The 17,845-nt window shown below is 43.5% G+C and carries 16 protein-coding genes; 12 read left to right on the top strand and 4 right to left on the bottom strand.

Annotated features, from left to right (window positions below; translation table 11 throughout):
• Positions 1-573 precede the first annotated feature (573 nt).
• Genes ABOA58_RS27470 through rbsB form a run of 6 tightly spaced genes read left to right on the top strand, consistent with a single transcriptional unit; the run spans position 574 to position 6,212 of the window.
• Positions 574-1,560: a LacI family DNA-binding transcriptional regulator gene (locus tag ABOA58_RS27470; RefSeq protein WP_350300791.1), complete on the top strand. Its 987-nt coding sequence runs from the start codon at positions 574-576 to the stop codon at positions 1,558-1,560.
• Entirely contained in the window at positions 1,557-2,441 is an 885-nt protein-coding gene (rbsK, locus tag ABOA58_RS27465) for a ribokinase (RefSeq protein WP_350300790.1), read from the top strand. The genes ABOA58_RS27470 and rbsK overlap by 4 nt, the downstream gene beginning before the upstream one ends.
• On the top strand, positions 2,438-2,830 hold the full coding sequence (gene rbsD, locus ABOA58_RS27460; protein ID WP_034316088.1) for a D-ribose pyranase: 393 nt from the start codon (positions 2,438-2,440) through the stop codon (positions 2,828-2,830). The genes rbsK and rbsD overlap by 4 nt, the downstream gene beginning before the upstream one ends.
• Before the next feature lie 18 nt (positions 2,831-2,848).
• On the top strand, positions 2,849-4,330 hold the full coding sequence (locus tag ABOA58_RS27455; RefSeq protein ID WP_350300789.1) for a sugar ABC transporter ATP-binding protein: 1,482 nt from the start codon (positions 2,849-2,851) through the stop codon (positions 4,328-4,330).
• Between the two features lies 1 nt (position 4,331).
• Positions 4,332-5,276: an ABC transporter permease gene (locus ABOA58_RS27450; protein ID WP_101223945.1), complete on the top strand. Its 945-nt coding sequence runs from the start codon at positions 4,332-4,334 to the stop codon at positions 5,274-5,276.
• 15 nt (positions 5,277-5,291) lie between these two features.
• Positions 5,292-6,212, top strand: coding sequence for a ribose ABC transporter substrate-binding protein RbsB (rbsB, locus tag ABOA58_RS27445; RefSeq protein ID WP_350300788.1), 921 nt, complete (start codon positions 5,292-5,294; stop codon positions 6,210-6,212).
• Between the two features lie 182 nt (positions 6,213-6,394).
• Here the strand turns inward: rbsB and gdhA are convergent, their stop codons facing one another.
• Positions 6,395-7,777 carry an NADP-specific glutamate dehydrogenase gene (gene gdhA / locus ABOA58_RS27440; RefSeq protein WP_350300787.1) on the bottom strand — a complete coding sequence of 461 codons (1,383 nt, stop codon included), beginning with the start codon at positions 7,775-7,777 and terminating at the stop codon, positions 6,395-6,397.
• 157 nt (positions 7,778-7,934) lie between these two features.
• Between gdhA and ABOA58_RS27435 the strand changes: the two genes are divergently transcribed.
• The 3 genes from ABOA58_RS27435 (at position 7,935) to ABOA58_RS27425 (ending at position 11,552) form a co-directional block, all read left to right on the top strand.
• The gene (locus tag ABOA58_RS27435) at positions 7,935-8,840 is read left to right on the top strand and encodes a LysR family transcriptional regulator (RefSeq protein WP_350300786.1); all 906 of its coding nucleotides are present in this window, start codon (positions 7,935-7,937) and stop codon (positions 8,838-8,840) included.
• 409 nt (positions 8,841-9,249) lie between these two features.
• On the top strand, positions 9,250-10,242 hold the full coding sequence (locus ABOA58_RS27430) for a PTS transporter subunit IIC (protein ID WP_133351461.1): 993 nt from the start codon (positions 9,250-9,252) through the stop codon (positions 10,240-10,242).
• Positions 10,243-10,352: 110 nt separating this feature from the next.
• Entirely contained in the window at positions 10,353-11,552 is a 1,200-nt protein-coding gene (locus ABOA58_RS27425) for a class I SAM-dependent rRNA methyltransferase (RefSeq protein WP_350300785.1), read from the top strand.
• Positions 11,553-11,639: 87 nt separating this feature from the next.
• On the opposite strand, the gene ABOA58_RS27420 is transcribed toward ABOA58_RS27425, so the two are convergent.
• Positions 11,640-12,311: a lysoplasmalogenase gene (locus ABOA58_RS27420; protein WP_350300784.1), complete on the bottom strand. Its 672-nt coding sequence runs from the start codon at positions 12,309-12,311 to the stop codon at positions 11,640-11,642.
• Positions 12,312-12,446: 135 nt separating this feature from the next.
• Positions 12,447-13,715 (bottom strand): dicarboxylate/amino acid:cation symporter, encoded by a 1,269-nt coding sequence (locus tag ABOA58_RS27415; RefSeq protein WP_350300783.1) that lies wholly within the window; start codon positions 13,713-13,715, stop codon positions 12,447-12,449.
• Between the two features lie 166 nt (positions 13,716-13,881).
• On the opposite strand from ABOA58_RS27415, the gene ABOA58_RS27410 reads away from it, so the two are divergent.
• The 3 genes from ABOA58_RS27410 (at position 13,882) to ABOA58_RS27400 (ending at position 16,192) form a co-directional block, all read left to right on the top strand.
• Entirely contained in the window at positions 13,882-14,688 is an 807-nt protein-coding gene (locus tag ABOA58_RS27410; protein WP_350300782.1) for an alpha/beta fold hydrolase, read from the top strand.
• A 282-nt stretch (positions 14,689-14,970) separates the two neighbouring features.
• Positions 14,971-15,726 carry a threonine/serine exporter family protein gene (locus ABOA58_RS27405; RefSeq protein WP_350300781.1) on the top strand — a complete coding sequence of 252 codons (756 nt, stop codon included), beginning with the start codon at positions 14,971-14,973 and terminating at the stop codon, positions 15,724-15,726.
• Between the two features lie 16 nt (positions 15,727-15,742).
• Positions 15,743-16,192, top strand: a complete 450-nt coding sequence (locus ABOA58_RS27400; RefSeq protein ID WP_350300780.1) for a threonine/serine exporter family protein — start codon at positions 15,743-15,745, stop codon at positions 16,190-16,192.
• Positions 16,193-16,299: 107 nt separating this feature from the next.
• Here the strand turns inward: ABOA58_RS27400 and ABOA58_RS27395 are convergent, their stop codons facing one another.
• On the bottom strand, positions 16,300-17,838 hold the full coding sequence (locus tag ABOA58_RS27395; protein ID WP_350300779.1) for a solute symporter family protein: 1,539 nt from the start codon (positions 17,836-17,838) through the stop codon (positions 16,300-16,302).
• Positions 17,839-17,845 lie beyond the last annotated feature (7 nt).

Raw genomic sequence — 17,845 nt, 5'->3', positions numbered from 1 at the left:
CAGACAGTAGTCAAACTCCATGAAAATCGAGTTTGTCTACTGTTTTTTTATGGCTTTTACAATTAGACCGTTGATTTCCGCTCCAGGCACTCGCTTTCCGCGGGCGGTCAGGGAGCCTCCTCGGCTTGCGCCTGCGGGGTCTCCCCTAGACACGCTTTTCCCGCAGGAGTCTCGTACCTTCCACTCCAATCAACTTAGTCATTAAATTTAGATAGAAACCATATCTAAGGAGTTGAAGATGTTAATATGTGTTCCGACCACCTTTCCACAGTATTTTTATGGCTTTTACAATTAGACCGTTGATTTCCGCTCCAGGCACTCGCTTTCCGCGGTGCGGTCCGTGAGCCTCCTCGGCTTGCGTCTGCGGGGGTCTCCCTTGGACGCGCTTTTCCCGCAGGAGTCTCGTACCTTCCACTCCAATCAACTTAGTTTTAACAGTTAGGTAGAACTCCTGTTTCCTTCAGTTTTAGGTCAAATTCCCTAAAAATTATCTTTGGTATAGGGCTTGCCGTTCATTTAAATTGGTGATAAGCTATGTGTAAACGGTTACACAAAAGTATTGAGGGTGATATATTGGCAACTATTCGGGATGTGGCAAAGGAAGCTGGAGTTTCTGTGGCAACGGTTTCCAGAGTTATGAATGGCAGTGGTTATGCACATGAGGACACAAAAAAGGTGGTCATGGCAGCTGTTGAAAAATTGAATTATAAACCGAATGAAGTGGCAAGATCCCTCTACAAACGTAAATCCAAATTGGTTGGTTTGATTTTGCCGGACATTACGAATCCCTTCTTCCCAGAAATGGCAAGAGGTGTCGAGGATTATCTGCAGCAATTTGGTTATCGGTTAATTTTTGGAAATAGTGATGAAAAGAGAGATAAAGAAATAGAATATATCGACACATTCCTGCAAAATAATGTAGTGGGCATGATTGCTTCAACTAGTGAAGAAGCCAATGAAAATTTCGATAATCTGGATATTCCAGTTGTCCTTCTCGACCGTACAGCTGAGAAGTTACCAGCTGTTTATTCCGATCAAAAGACAGGCGGTAAGCTGGCAGCACGCGTATTGCTGGATAGAGGTAGTACGAATATCGTCCTCATTAGGGGGCCAGTCGAAATAAAGCCTGTATATGAACGGTACATGGCAGCATTGGAAGAATTGAAACAAGCAAAAGTGAACGTGCAAGTCATGGATTCATCCCTAACTCTTCAGGGCGGCCAAACATGCGTGAAGCAGCTTTTCGAGCAATATCCGGAAACCGATGGAATCATTGCTTGTAATGATATTGTTGCAGCCGCCGCACTTCAAGAGATTTTAAAACGGGGAATACGGATACCGGAAGACATACAATTGATCGGCTATGATGATATTGCCTTCACAGCGTTATTGCACCCGCCTTTATCGACAATTCGGCAGCCAGCCTATGAGATGGGGGCACAAGCGGCGGAAATGCTAATTAAAAGGATCAATCAAGAAAAAATGGAAGTAACACATAAAAAGCTCCCTGTTTCTTTTGTGGAGAGACAAACAACGAGAAGGAAGGCGGAGAAGACATGATTAGAATTGCAGTAGTCGGAAGTTCGTCAATGGACTTAGTGGTGACATCAGCCAAACGGCCAATGGCGGGGGAAACGGTTTTAGGGGAGTCCTTTATCACGGTTCCTGGAGGAAAGGGAGCCAACCAGGCTGTTGCAGCGGCACGTCTTGGTGCAGAAGTGTCGATGGTTGGATGTGTAGGAGATGATGTCTATGGAGAGATCATCTTAGAAAACCTGAAAAAAAATCATGTAAACACGGAGTATGTGGAACCGGTTACAGGGTCTGCTTCCGGGACAGCACACATTACCCTTTCGGAAGGTGATAACAGCATTATTGTCGTAAAAGGTGCGAATGATTTCATTACTCCTGAATATGTACAAAAGGCGAAAAAAGTAATAGAAGATTCGGATATCGTGTTGGTTCAGCAGGAAATACCTGAGGAAACGGTGGAGTTTCTGGCTGACTTGTGCAACACGCTTCAAAAGAGATTACTATTGAACCCAGCTCCCGCCCGCAAGCTAAGCGAGGCTGTCATTCAACAGGCATCATTCCTTACTCCGAATGAACATGAATTCGAGATACTATTCAATGGGAGAGATAGAACGGAAGTCTTGACTGAGTATCCAAATAAATTATTCATTACCGAAGGGAAAAATGGCGTCCGTTATTTTGACGGACATGAAGAAAAGGTTGTTCCAAGTTTTGAAGTGGAAGCGGTGGATACGACAGGGGCAGGGGATACTTTCAATGCTGCCTTTGCGGTGGCTGTTGCAGAAGGAAAAAGTTTTGACGAATGTTTGTTGTTCGCGAACCGGGCAGCCTCCATTTCCGTGACGAAATTAGGCGCACAAGGCGGCATGCCGCAAAGGTTAGAGGTCGAGAGGGGCTTTGAAGCATGAAACGTCAAGGAATCATCAATAGTTCAATAGCCAAGGTCCTGGTTGACCTTGGTCATACCGATTATATTGTCGTAGGTGATGCCGGGCTGCCGGTGCCACCTGGAGTATGCAAGATAGATTTAGCATTGACGCCTGGAACACCATCATTTCAAGATGTCGTCCGGGCGGTTCACGAAGATATGGTTGTTGAAAAAGTTATCGCTGCCACAGAAGTGAAGGTTAAAAACCCGGAACAGCATCAATACATGGAGCAGCAATTCGGAGCAGCGATTGAATATGTTTCCCATGAGGATTTTAAAAGGCTGACAAGTAACGCGAAAGCAATAATCCGGACCGGGGAGACGACGCCATATTCAAATTGCATATTGCAGTCTGGAGTATTCTTTTAAAGAAATGAGATGATGAGCATGCAAATCGAAATGCACAATATTTATAAAGCATTTGGTCAAAACAAGGTATTGGAAGGTGTTCATTTTTCTTTAGAGGCTGGGGAAGTACATGCGCTAATGGGGGAAAATGGTGCGGGGAAATCAACCTTGATGAACATTTTGACCGGGCTGCATAAACAAGATCAAGGGACGATTGAGATTAACGGTAAAGAAACCTCATTCAAGGATTCAAAGGAAGCGGAAGAGGCAGGAATGGCCTTTATTCGTCAGGAATTGAATATTTGGCCAGAAATGACCGTGCTGGAGAATCTATTTATCGGCAGGGAAATGGTGAATGCCTTCGGCGTCCTGAAGACGAAACAAATGAAAGCGCGTGCAAACGAGATTTTTAAAACACTTAATATTTCCCTTCCTTTTGATAAGGAAGCCGGATTGTGTTCTGTCGGGGAACAGCAAATGATTGAAATTGCCAAGGCGCTCATGACGGATGCCGAAGTCATCATCATGGACGAGCCCACAGCAGCTTTAACTGATAGGGAAATAGAGAAGCTCTTTGAAGTGATGAAGGGACTTACCAAAAAGGGTGTTTCGCTTGTTTATATTTCTCATCGGATGGAAGAAATATTCGCCATTTGTGACCGGATCACTGTAATGCGTGACGGAAAAACCGTCGATACGAAAAGAATTGCAGATACAAATTTCGATGAAGTCGTTCAAAAAATGGTAGGGCGGGAGCTGGAGGACCGTTTTCCTCATCGTGAAGCGAATCCTGGCGACATAGTCCTTGATGTAAAAGGTTTAACTAAAAAGGGGCTTTTTGAAGATATCCATTTCGCGGTTCGCCAAGGTGAGATTGTCGGTGTCGCCGGATTGATGGGAGCAGGAAGAACAGAAATAATGCGCGCCCTTTTTGGTGTCGACCAAATAGACAGGGGTGAAATCACCATTGAAGGCAAGAAGGTTTCCATACGAAAACCAACGGATGCAGTTCGACACGGCCTGGCTTTCATTACGGAAAATCGGAAAGAAGAGGGGTTGATCCTGGACTTTTCTGTAAGGGAAAATATCGGCTTGCCGAATCTCAAAAGTTTTGCTCCTAACGGAATCGTAAAAACGGAAGATGAGATGAACTTTGCCGAAATGATGATTAAGCGACTTCATGTAAAGACATCTTCTGCTGAAACGGTCATCGGCAATCTATCCGGAGGAAATCAACAGAAGGTGGTAATAGCCAAATGGATCGGTACTTCCCCTAAAGTTTTAATTATGGATGAACCGACCAGAGGCATAGATGTTGGCGCAAAACGTGAAATTTACGAGTTGATGAATGAATTGACGGAGCGAGGCATCGCCATCATCATGGTTTCGTCAGAGCTTCCGGAAATCATTGGAATGAGTGATAGAATCCTTGTCGTTCACGAAGGTGAGATTGCTGGGGAATTGTTAAAGCAGGAAGCGACGCAAGAAAAAATTATGGCATTGGCGACAGGAGGGAACTAGGATGAAACTTGAGGCTACAGGGAAAAGCGGGATTTGGCAGAAATTCGGTCCGTTACTCGCCCTGGTACTTTTATTTATCGTAATAACCGTTTTAAATCCATCATTCATGGAACCGAATAATATTTTGAATTTATTGCGTCAAACCTCCATTAATGCACTTATTGCATTTGGAATGACCTTTATCATATTGACAGGCGGCATCGACTTGTCCGTCGGTTCCATTTTAGCTCTATCCAGCGCACTTATGGCTGGTATGATGGTCTCGGGATTAGATCCGATTTTAGCAATATTAGTAGGCATTCTACTAGGTGCAATAATGGGTGTAATCAATGGGATACTCGTTTCAAAGGGTAAAATGGCCCCTTTCATCGTGACACTGGCCACCATGACGATTTTCCGGGGATTAACGCTTGTGTATACGGATGGAAAGCCGATTACAGGAATTGGCGATTCCGTTATGTTCCAGATGCTTGGGAGAGGTTACTTCCTTGGAGTGCCAGTACCGGCCGTTGTGATGGTCATCGCTTTCTTAATCCTATGGTTCCTGCTTCATAAAACATCCTTTGGCCGTAAAACTTATGCCATTGGAGGAAATGAAAGGGCTTCCCGTATTTCGGGGATTAAAGTTGACCGGGTCAAGGTGGCCATCTATGGTCTGGCCGGTACGATGGCGGCCATTGCCGGTGCCATTTTGACATCCCGTCTGAATTCGGCACAGCCGACGGCAGGCCAATCCTATGAAATGGATGCCATCGCAGCCGTAGTGCTGGGCGGAACGAGCCTTTCAGGCGGTAAAGGGCGCTTGTTCGGTACGCTGGTCGGTGTCCTGATCATCGGTACCTTGAATAACGGCATGAATTTACTTGGTGTATCCTCTTTTTACCAGCAAGTGGTAAAAGGTGCAGTTATATTAATCGCGGTCTTACTTGACCGTAAAAAATCATAAGAAGAGGTGTAATCAATGAAAAAAATAGTATCGATCATCATGGTTCTTTCTTTAATGGTCTTGGCTGCCTGTTCAATGGATTCTGGTCTAACAGATGATAAAAAAGAAAAGAAAGACTCCATGAAAGACGTGAAAGTCGGAGTCAGCATCTCTACTTTAAACAATCCATTCTTCGTTTCCTTAAAAGATGGTATTGAAAAAGAAGCAAAAGAAAAAGGCATGAAAGTCACAGTTGTTGACGCCCAAGATGATACGGCAAAACAAATCAGCGGAATTGAAGATTTAATCCTTCAAAAGGTTGATGTCCTTCTTGTGAATCCTACTGACTCTGCGGCAATATCTTCAGCCGTTCAATCAGCTAATGAAGCGGGCATTCCCGTTATCACGATTGACCGATCTTCAGACGAAGGTGACATTGAAACGTTCATCGCTTCCGATAATGTGGCTGGCGGGGAAATGGCTGCAGAATATCTAGTTAAAGAGCTTGGCGAAAAAGCGAAAGTAGTGGAACTTGAAGGGGTATCTGGTGCATCTGCAACTCGTGAACGCGGGAAAGGTTTCCACAATATTGCGGACAAGCAGTTAGATGTCCTGACAAGCCAAACGGCGGAATTCGACCGGACAAAAGGGCTTAACGTCATGGAAAATATCCTGCAAGGCGATAAAGACATCCAAGCGGTATTCGCCCATAATGATGAAATGGCACTAGGAGCCATTGAAGCAATCAAGGCAGCTGGAAAAGACATCATCGTAGTTGGTTTTGACGGAAATGATGATGCATTGAAAGCAGTTGAAAACGGTGAACTAAATGCTACAATCGCCCAACAACCGGCACTTATCGGTGAAGAAGCGGTTAATGCGGCTGAAAAAATCTTAAAAGGCGACAAAGTGGATGACACAATATCCGTTCCATTGAAATTGGTCACCAAAGAATGATTGTCATACAAACAATGAGGGTGCCGGAACTTTTCCGGCACTCCTTTTTTAATTCCGTTGATGTTATCTGATTGTGGATATTCAGCTTGAATTGATATGAATGAGAGAGGTGAGAAAGTGAGATCATTCTTTTACAAAAGTAAGGCGGCCCATGTCGGACCGCCTCCTAAATCAACTGATTGCTAGAGTATACCTTGAGTCAGCATCGCATCCGCCACTTTAAGGAATCCGGCAATATTGGCCCCAACAACTAAGTTGCCAGGCTCACCATATGCTTCTGCAGCCTCTACACTGTTTTTATAGATGTTCTTCATGATTTCATGCAGCTTGGCATCGACTTCTTCGAAAGTCCAAGGCATCCTGGCACTGTTTTGGGCCATTTCGAGTGCCGACACGGCTACGCCGCCTGCATTGGCCGCTTTTGCTGGTCCAAAAAGGATGCCGTTATTAAGGAAAACATCAATGGCCTCAAGGGTTGAAGGCATATTAGCACCCTCACCGACTGCCTTCACATTATTTTTGACCAGTAATTTTGCTGCTTCTTCATCGATTTCATTTTGTGTGGCACAAGGCAATGCGATGTCACATGGTACAGACCAAATGCCGTAGCTCCCTTCATGATATACAGCTTCCGGGTGCGCATCGACATACTCGCTCAAGCGTTTTCGTTCCACTTCTTTTAGGCGTCGTACTGTATCCAGGTTCAGACCATTTTCATCATATATGTAGCCATTGGAGTCGCTGCATGCAACAACTTTTGCGCCTAGCTGTGTAGCTTTTTCAATGGCATAAATGGATACATTGCCAGATCCGGAGATAACGACGGTGCTGCCATGGAATTGTAACCCTTTGTCTTTTAGCATTTCTTCAACAAAGTAAACCGTTCCATATCCAGTCGCTTCTTTACGGGCCAAGCTTCCGCCATAACTTATGCCTTTACCAGTTAGAACACCGGCATGGTAGCTGCCCTGCATCTTTTTATACTGACCGAACAGGTAACCGATCTCTCTTGCACCGACTCCGATGTCGCCAGCTGGTACGTCTGTATCAGGTCCGATATAGCGAGATAGTTCCGACATGAAGCTTTGGCAAAAACGCATGATTTCTGCGTCCGATTTTCCTTTTGGATCGAAGTCCGACCCGCCTTTTCCCCCACCGATCGGCTGGCCAGTAAGAGAGTTTTTAAAGATTTGCTCGAAACCAAGAAACTTTATGATGCTGGAATTGACAGTGGGGTGGAATCGGAGACCGCCTTTGAATGGTCCGATTGCACTGTTGAATTGCACACGAAAACCACGGTTTACTTGAACATTGCCCAGGTCATCAACCCAAGAAACACGGAAGGTGATCATTCTTTCGGGTTCAACCAGCCTCTCCAATATCCCGCTTTTCATATATTCAGGATGTTTTGCAAAAACGGGGATCAGTGAAAGGAATATCTCCTTTACAGCTTGATGGAACTCATTTTCGTGAGGGTTACGCTCCTTTACCTGTGCGTATACTTGACTTACGAACTCTTTGGCAACTTGCAATTCCTCATGCTCGACTTCATGTGAAGTGGTCATTGTTCTCTCTCTCCTTTAGATAAATACATAAAATATTAAATAGGGTAAGTCTATCGGTTTTTATATGATACTTTCATGGTATAATTTTAAAAAGAAATAAACAATCTGAATATTAGATAAATAACATGCTGTTTTGATATGAAAGAGGGAGCTTAGATTGGAATTAAGACAAATCGAGTATTTCATTGAAGTGGCAAAGCGTGAACATATGACGGAAGCAGCAGTGGATTTGCATGTTGCCCAGTCTGCTGTCAGTCGCCAAATATACAATTTAGAAGAAGAGCTGGGTGTGCCCTTATTTATCAGGGAAGGCCGAAAGATTAGATTAACGCCTATAGGACATACATTTTTAGCTCATATGGAACAAGCTATGGATATTATCGATCGTGCCAAGCGTGAGATGGCTGAAAGTCTGGATCCGGAAAAAGGGACAATCCGCATCGGCTTTCCCAGCAGTTTAGCTTCTTATATATTGCCAAGGGCCATTTCCGACTTCAGGGAAAGTTACCCGCAGGCGAAATTCACATTGAAACAAGGTTCATATCGCTACCTGATAGATTCTGTGATTAAAGGTAACATTAACATGGCCTTAATCGGTCCGCTGCCGGTGAATGAAAAGAAAATCAAAGGTGAAACGCTGTTTATTGAGAACTTAGTTGCCCTTTTACCAGAAAGCCATCCTTTGGCCCTAAAGAAATCATTATCCTTGAATGAGCTTCAAGGAAATCCGTTCATCTTATCTCCAAAGGGTTATGTTTTAAGGGATCTCGTTATGAAAGCTTGCAAATTGCATGGCTTTGAACCGGAAGTGGCATTTGAAGGGAAAGATACTGATGCCATAAAAGGACTGGTGGCAGCAGGTCTGGGTATAACCTTGATACCTGAGATTTCCTTGATTGATAGCTTGCCGCGTTTTACGGTTAAATTGCCGCTGGAGGATCCATCTGTAACCAGGGCTGTAGGGGTCATCGTTCCGACTGATAGGGAACTGATGCCAACGGAGAAATTGTTTTACCAATATTTGAAGGACACTTTTGCAAAATTGGAAGGTTTTCAAAAATAGGATGGGTATTTATTAGAAAAGTCATAAATCCAGCTAGTGAGGGAATCCTTAATCGGGTTCTTTTTTTTGACGCAAATGTACCGAAATAGCTCCATGTAGACATCCTTAAAAGGGGATAACTTATTTTAAAATAATAAATTATTAGCTTTTATTTGATCGTAATGTGTTAAACCTTTATATTTTGAAAGCGCTTTTATTTTATTAGAATAAAAATATCACTTACATTATCAGAAAATTCATGTTATTATACGAACAGACATTAACAGACATTTAGGTAGCGGTACGATATACTTAATAGGTTTTTTAAATGAAGACCTTTATTTTTTTTTCGATTTTACTAAATTGAATATTCTGATAATTAATAAGGAGTGGAGATAAAGTGAGCAGGAAAGAATACATCAGCGATCGAATGTACAAGGCATCAACAGGGATAGCCAATGCTGTTTTGGTTACATTAGGGATCGGGTTATTGTTTGAATCCATAGGGGGATATTTAGGCTGGGAGGTCTTCCTGGCAATAGGCGGGGCCGCAAAGGTCTTGCTGGCACCAGCTTTAGGAGCAGGAATCGCATATCAGCTAGGAGGAAATTCATTAATTATCTTTAGCGCCATGGCTTCAAGTGCTGTTGGAGGTGCTGCCATTCACAAAACTGCTGAGGGTGCCTTCACGATTGTTACGGGTCAGCCGCTAAGTGCTGTCTTGGCAGCAGTGATTGCAACATATATAGGTAAGCGCATAATCGGCAAAACGAAGTTGGACATCATGGCCATCCCAATGGGAGCAGTTCTTGTCGGTGGAGTTTCGGGATATGGCCTGGCTCTTGTCACCACTCCGCTCCTAACATGGATAAGCAGTCAAACCACGGCCGCGGTCGAGGGTTCTCCCTTAATCGGTTCCATGGTCATAGCCTTGGTATGGAGCATTTTATTGATGACACCGGCGTCTTCCGCTGCACTGGCGATCGCCCTCCAATTAGATCCCGTTTCCAGTGCTGCAGCTCTAATCGGATGTACCGTTCAGTTTGTCGGGTTCACTGTCATGTCTTATAAAGATAATGATATGGGCGGGTTCCTGGCACAGATGGTCGTTACGCCCAAAGTTCAATTTCCTAACTTGATCAAAAAGCCATTATATGTAATTCCGCCTTTTGTGGCGGCAATCATCTGTGCGCCTATCGCTACCTTGGCATTCGATTTTCAAGTGCCGTATGAGCTTGGAGGCATGGGGTTAAGTTCAATGATTGCCCCGATTGCCATCATAACCGGTCAGGGGTTATACACGTTCTTGGTTTATGTGGCAGTGGGTATGGTATTGCCAGCTGTGATCACACTTGCCTTACATCGCGTATTGAAGATGATGGGTAAAGTTAAGCCAGGCGATCTTCATTTGGAAGTTTCATAATCAAAGTTTTCTTGGAAACCAGCCAGGTTAAGGAACCGGGCTGGTTTTTATTTATAAGGGGATTAGGGTAAAATGGGGAGGAAAGCATTTGCAAAGATAGGATGATATAGATGGGAAAAGAAATAGATATAAAAGTGAAAGCTAAGTTCGTAAGTAAAATCAGCAAGGGTTTTCCCTTGATTGTAAAAGAGTCGATAGCCAATCTTAATGACCTTCAGGAAGAGGGGGCCTTGGTGCGCTTGGTGGATGAGAACAACCGCTTTCTGGCAAAAGGATATTATGGTATACAGAATAAGGGCTATGGCTGGATATTGACCCGAAGAGAAAATGAAAAGATCGATCAATCCTTCTTTAACGGCAAAATCCAGGCAGCCTATGAATTCCGAAAGTCTTTTTTTGAAGATGGGGAGACTACAGCTTTCCGCTTGTTTAATGGGGAAGGGGATGGAATTGGCGGTTTAATCATTGATCATTATGATGGTCACTATGTCATTAGCTGGTATAGCAAAGGAATATATTCCTTTAAGGACTACATCATTAAGGCATTGCAGGAAACGGTCGAGGTCAAATCGATTTATCAGAAGAAACGCTTTGATACAAAGGGGCAGTACGTGGATGAAGACGATTTTGTCATGGGCGAACAGCCGGCATTTCCGCTTCTTGTAAAAGAGAATGGAGTCCATTTCGCTGTTTATCTGAATGATGGGGCAATGGTCGGTGTCTTCCTTGATCAACGCGATGTCAGAAGGAAAATCCGGGATGAATACGCCAAAGGGAAAACCGTGTTGAATATGTTCTCCTATACTGGGGCATTCTCCGTGTTTGCCGCTTTAGGCGGTGCTGTTAAAACAACGAGTGTCGACCTGGCGAATCGCAGTTTACCAAAGACGATCGAGCAGTTCAGTGTGAATGAAATAGATCCCGAAGCCCACAATATCGTGGTGATGGATGTTTTCAAGTATTTTAAATATGCAGTGAAGAAGGCTTTGAAATTTGAAATGGTCATCCTCGATCCGCCCAGCTTTGCCAAATCGAAGAAGTTTACTTTCAGTGCCGGAAAAGACTACACAAATCTATTGAAGGATACCATTTCCATTACGGAAGACAATGGGGTCATTATCGCCTCAACTAATTGCAGTACGTTCGACATGAAAAAATTCAAGAACTTCATTGATGTTGCTTTCAAGGAAATGAATGGAAAGTATGAAATCATGGAACAATTCTCATTACCGGCTGATTTTAAAACAATTCCTGAGTATAAGGAAGGGAATTATTTAAAGGTGGTCTTCATTAAGAAAATTAAAGGATAAGAAAAGGCGTCCACAGTTCAAGCAGAACTGTGAACGCCTTTTTTTGTAATAAAATTGTTTCATGTGAAACGAACGGATATTCGGAAATCAAAGGTTTGGCCGTTCACTTTTCAAACCTTTCGATAAATGAAAAGAAGGTTTCATGCGAATGCTGTTAGCGATGCAAAACTGGGCTGCATAGTAGGTAAGCATGATCAGTGGACCAGAATAGGCAACATCATCGATAAATTTGTTCCAAGATAAAATGGAGTCGGAAATCACGAACAGGACCCCGCCGATGATTGCGGCCGTATTTCCGGTCATAAAAGCCGCCCAGCCCATGAGGGAGATGACCGTTATATAACAGATTACAGGGATGATGAGGTTATGTTCACCTTTTTCAATTAAAGAATGTACAATTTCACGGCCAATCCAAGTGGAGTAAATGCAAATCGGAACAATCGTCGCAAATCGAAGCCATGAAAAGCTCCATAGTCTAAAGAATGCTGAAATATAGAAAAGGTGGCCGATCAAGAAGGCGGAAAGCCCGATGACGAACCAGATTAACAAACCATCTCCAAGCATGCAAAAGAATAAACCAAGAAGTATTAAGGATTGGTAACGATTCCGTCTTCCCACAGTTGTGCAGGCATAGAGCAAAATCAATAACATGGGGAGTACCTTGAACATGATTTTAATCATTAAAGGCTCTTCCGGTATAAAGAAAATATATAATAGCCCCGTGATAGTGATTGCGGCAGGTAAGCATTTCATTAACATTCATTTCCCTCCTTATATCTTTAATTCTATGCAAGGATATGGAACCCCTGTCAATTAAAGAACTGTTTGAAGGAAAGTCGTGAAAATAACTAAACTGGCTCCTGTTTTAACCAGGAGCCAGTTTAGTTATAAGAATCATACGGCTGAATTTTCTTTAACGAATGCTTGTTTTAACCAGTTTTTCCCCTCAACAAGCCTTGTGACAAGCATGGCACAGACCGTGTTTCCTGTTGAGTTAAGCAGTGTAGCGGGAGCATCGATGATCGTGGATATAACGGCAATGATCGGCAGGACTTCCACAGGGAAGCCGAATACACTAAGAATCAGCATTTCCCCAATCATGCCGCCCCCAGGAATGGCACCCATAACAGCTCCAACCAAAAAGGCAACAGCTAGTATACTTAAAATGCTTGAAATGCTTGTCATATCCTTTCCAAATAAGCTGAATAGGAAAACGATTTTCAATACCCCGCCGAATACTGAACCATCTTTATGGGTGTTGGCTCCGAGTGGGATGACAGTCTCTGCTATATCCTTAGGCACGCCCATTTTCTTGACTGATTCCAGATTGACTGGAATGGAAGCGGCACTTGAACAAGTGGCGATCGCTGTAATGGATGGTGTCAGGGCATTTTTCCAAAATAGTTTAACTCCATCTTTCCCGCCTGCGATAAAGGCATACAAAGTGAAAAAGCCGAAATAATAAATCAAGGCCAAGACTAGATAAAGAATGAAAGTGCGGGCATAGCCTTCTAAAATCTGCGGCCCAAGCTGCCCGATAATCGCCGCAAAATAAGCACCAAGTCCAATTGGAGCATAGTACATCACGATTTTGACGACCTTCATCATGACAGCTGTACCCGCTGTCAAAAACTCAGTAATCGGTCTTGCTTTCTCACCGACCAGTGCAGTGGAAAGTCCGATTAGTACTGAGAAAACGATAAGCTGAAGCATATTGCTTCTGGAGAACAGTTCTGGGAAATCGGAAACGGTTACAGTGCTGACCAGTTGACTGAAGAAAGATACTTCTTCGATGGTCTCTTCAGGGGAACTGTTTTCCATCAGTTCTTTAATGGCTGTCGTATCTGTGCCTTCCAACGGATTGACAATGGTTGTCCCAATAAATCCAATGACGGCGGCCAAAGCGGCTGTTGTCAGGAATACGAGAACGATACTTCCCATGATTTTTCCGAGACGCTTCATTCCGCTCATATTGGCAATAGCTGAAGCAATGCTGAAAAATACCAATGGCACGATGATCGTGAACATCAGATTTAAGAATAAGTCCCCTAGAGGCTGTATGACCGAGGTTTTATCCCCGAAAACCACACCCGCTATCCCGCCGATAATAATGGCAGTGAGCAGTATTAAAGAGGATCGATAGTTTTTGATAAAACTCTTCATTAAAATTCCGTCCTTTCAGGATGAAGATATCAATAAAAATATACTTCATTATCAACTCTAAAATCAGGTTTGACAATATATTTTTATAGGAAGGAATGTTAAAAGAAGAAATGCAATAAATAATAATGGGGAATGGATGATGAAAATATCAAGAAGGAGGGATAGAATGGCATTTATTGAGGTGGAAGAAGGCGTTCGCTTATTTTATGAAGAAAAGGGCCAGGGGAAACCGATTATCTTTATCCATGGTGTGTGGATGAGCAGCCGGTTTTTTAAAAGGCAGCTTCCGTACTTTTCAGAAAAATATAGAACGATCTTACTTGATTTAAGAAGCCATGGCCAGTCAAATCATGTACATTACGGAAATACGGTCTCCGTTTATGCAAAAGATCTTCATGCGTTCATAGGTGAACTGGGATTAAAGGATGTCATACTTGTAGGCTGGTCGATGGGGGCATTTGTCGTCTGGGAGTATCTTAAGCAATTCGGTGAGGAAAATATTCATTCAACCGTGATTGTGGATGAATTGGCATCTGATTTCAAGTGGCCCGATTTTAATATCGGCGCATTTGATATGGACACGTTGATTGCCTTCATGACTGAAATTCAAACGAATCGTTCCCCATTTTTGCAAAGCTTCCTTGCTTCCATGTTCAACAATGAATTATCGGCAGAGGATGCAAGCTGGATGCTTGGAGAAGTGACCAAAATGCCGGAATCCATCGCCAGTAGCATTCTATTTGACCAATCGATAGTGGACTATCGTGAATTCTTGCCAGAAATCAATATTCCGACACTTCTCTGTTTTGGAAGGCATGAAAAAGTCATTCCTGTAGCTGCAGGGGAACATTTGCATAAAAACATTCCGAATTCCAAACTAGTAATCTTTGAAGATAGCTGCCATTGTCCATTTATGGAAGAAAGCGACTTGTTTAATGAAACAGTGGATTGCTTCATTCAAAAGGGAGTATAGTCGTACAGGATAGGAAAAGGGGGATGCAGTGACCGTTCCTGCACTCCTTTTAATTATGGATATAATTGAATTTTCTTTCAACTAAACGGTTTCGGCAGGAAATAAAGGGAATACTGGTACTAAGGAAGATAGTAGTGAAGGTTAATGGAATTGATAAATTAAATAGCTAATATTTTTATATCCTTTTCACAGGAATTGGGCTATTATGAGGTGGATTTAAATTGGTTTGATCGTTATCTGTTATTTAGAGAAACTCATGCAGGAAGTGATGGAGAGGATAAAATGGATGATCGTTTACCATACAATGAAATTATAGATGTATGTTTACTTGCGGGGAAAATCATGCTTCAGAACGGAGCGGAAACATCAAGGGTGGAAGATACGATGGTTAGGATCGCTGCAGCGTTTGGGTGCGGTGAATCACACAGTTTTTCGACCCCTACAGGAATTATTTTTTCGCTGGATGGTATGCACCCGGCTTCAAAATTAATCAGAGTTTCCCAACGATCTACAGATTTACATAAAGTGACGCTGGTTAATAGTATATCCCGAAGCATTTCCAGCAAGGAAATGACACCGGAGGAAGCATATTTACGGTTAAAGCAAATCGAAAAGGCCGGGATGGGCTATCCCATGTGGGTACAGGTCTTTGCTGCATTTATAGCGAGCGGCTGCTTTTTAATCATGTTTCAAGGACAGTGGAATGATTTCATCTGGTCCTGTATAGCTGGAGCAATGGGATTCTCATGCCTGCTTTATTTGCACTGGTTACTGGAAGTTCGTTTTTTTGCTGAATTCATCGCCTCTTTAGTCGTAGGGTTAGTAGCTATATTCTTTGTCCAGATTGGAGTTGGAAGTCATTTGGACACGATAATCATTGGAGCGGTGATGCCGCTTGTGCCAGGGCTGTTAATTACGAATGCGGCCAGGGATTTAATTGCAGGGCATTTGGTTTCGGGTCTATCCAAGGGTGCGGATGCAGGTTTGACTGCTTTAGCCATTGGGGCAGGAATATCGGCTGCGTTTGTTTTCTTGTGATTTTAGGGGAGGAAGAATGATGATTGCACAGCTTATTACAAGTTTCATTGCCTCAGCCGCCTTTGGAGTCATCTTCAATGTACCAAAAAATTCATTGTTTCAATGTGGTTTCGTAGGGATGTTGGGGTGGGTCTTATACTTTGCTTTGGTTGAAAATGAGATAAACAGCATCATTGCAACTTTAGCGGCTGCATTTATCGTTGCGGTTATCAGCCAGTATTTTGCTAAAAGGTATAAAACTCCGATCACGATTTTCAATGTATCGGGAATCATTCCCCTTGTGCCCGGAGGTTTGTCATATGATGCGATGAAGCATTTTGTCGGAAATGATTTCTATGTCGCCGTTCAGCTGGCGGCCAAGGTCTTCATGCTCGCTGGTGCCATTGCGATGGGGCTGATCTTTGCAGAAGTCATGAACCAGTTAGTAACTAAGTACAATAGAAGGAAGTTAAGATTGAGAAGTTAGCGGGAATCTTCCTGATGATTATGTTCTGAATAAAGAGAAAGGAGAGCAGGTCGAACACCCTGATCTCCTTTCTCTTTTTGATATTTTAAAATAATAATAAATCTAGCTTATATAGGATCTTTCATCCCAGTGTTAGCCGTGACCAAGATTTCGTCGTATTTTTTTGCATCAGCTTTCTTGCTTGACAGGAGTGTTCCGGCGATGGCTGCGATAAACCCAATCGGGATGGAGATGATGCCTGGATTGGCAAGCGGGAATAATGGCTCCCCAACGAATATTGCCGCTCCCTCTACCGGTGACCAGACATTGGGACTTAGGAACACAAGCAATAAAGAACTGACCAGTCCAACTATCATGCCCGTGACAGCCCCAGCAGTGTTAAAACGTTTCCAGAATACCGTGAAGACAATGATTGGCAGATTGGCACTGGCAGCGACGGCAAAGGCGAGTGAAACAAGAAAGGCGACATTCATGTTTTGGGCAAATAAGGCAAGGATGATGGAGAGGACGGATACTCCGATGGATGCCCAACGAGCTGCAACGACTTGTTCCTTGTCAGTGGCTTGGCCTTTCCGGATGATGTGGCCATAGAAGTCATGGGCAAAGGCAGATGCTGCCGATAGGACGAGACCTGCTACAACCGCTAAAATGGTTGCGAAAGCAACAGCAGAGACGAAGGCGAACAGGAAGTCACCCCCAATGGCTTCGGCAAGGAGCGGAGCGGCCATATTGCCGGCTGCATTCGCGGCTATGATTTTGTCGTATCCAACAAAAGCTGCCGCCCCAAAGCCGAGGAAAATGGTCATTATATAAAAGATGCCAATGATCCACGTGGCATATACTACGGACTTACGGGCTGTGATGGCGTCTTTTACCGTAAAGAAACGGATGAGAATGTGAGGTAGTCCAGCTGTACCGAGTACAAGCGCTAAATTAAGGGATAATGTATCCAAAGGATCCTTGAATTTGTTACCGGGGTTGAGGAAATCCGCGCCCAAAGGAGTGGCTGTTTTCATTTGCTTGAACATCTCGATCACGCTAAAGTCGAATTTCGCCAACACGATGATGGAGATGATGAATGTACCTGCCATCAATAAAACGGCTTTAACGATTTGGACCCAACTGGTGGCCGTCATACCGCCAAATACGACATATACGGTCATTAAAATACCTACAATGATGACGGAGTAAAGATAATCAATTCCAAGTAAGAGTTTTATAAGGGCACCTGCACCGACTAATTGGGCGATCATATAAAAGGTTGAAATGGAAATGGTGTTAAGAGCAGCAACCCCGCGTACTTTCTTTTCATTGAAACGGGCAGCGATCATGTCCGCCAATGTATACTTGCCAAGGTTACGGAGCGGTTCGGCCACGATATAAAGAACGACCAGATACGCAACCAGAAAACCTATGCTATAGAAAAAACCATCAAATCCAGAGAGTGCGACCATGCCGGCTATCCCCAAAAATGAGGCGGCGGACATATAATCTCCCGCAATGGCCCAGCCATTCTGCCAGCCAGTAAGGCTGCTGTCAGCCGTATAAAAGTCCGCGGTCGTTTTGGTGCGCCGTGAAGCAAAATAGGTAATGACCAATGTTAGTCCGACAATGATTAGAAATAATATAAAAGCAAGTATATTCATTGTGAAT

It is taken from the genome of Peribacillus frigoritolerans, from assembly GCF_040250305.1.
GTDB lineage: Bacteria > Bacillota > Bacilli > Bacillales > DSM-1321 > Peribacillus.
The sequence above is the reverse complement of the archived record's forward strand: the minus strand, read 5'-3'. Positions and strand labels throughout refer to the sequence as shown.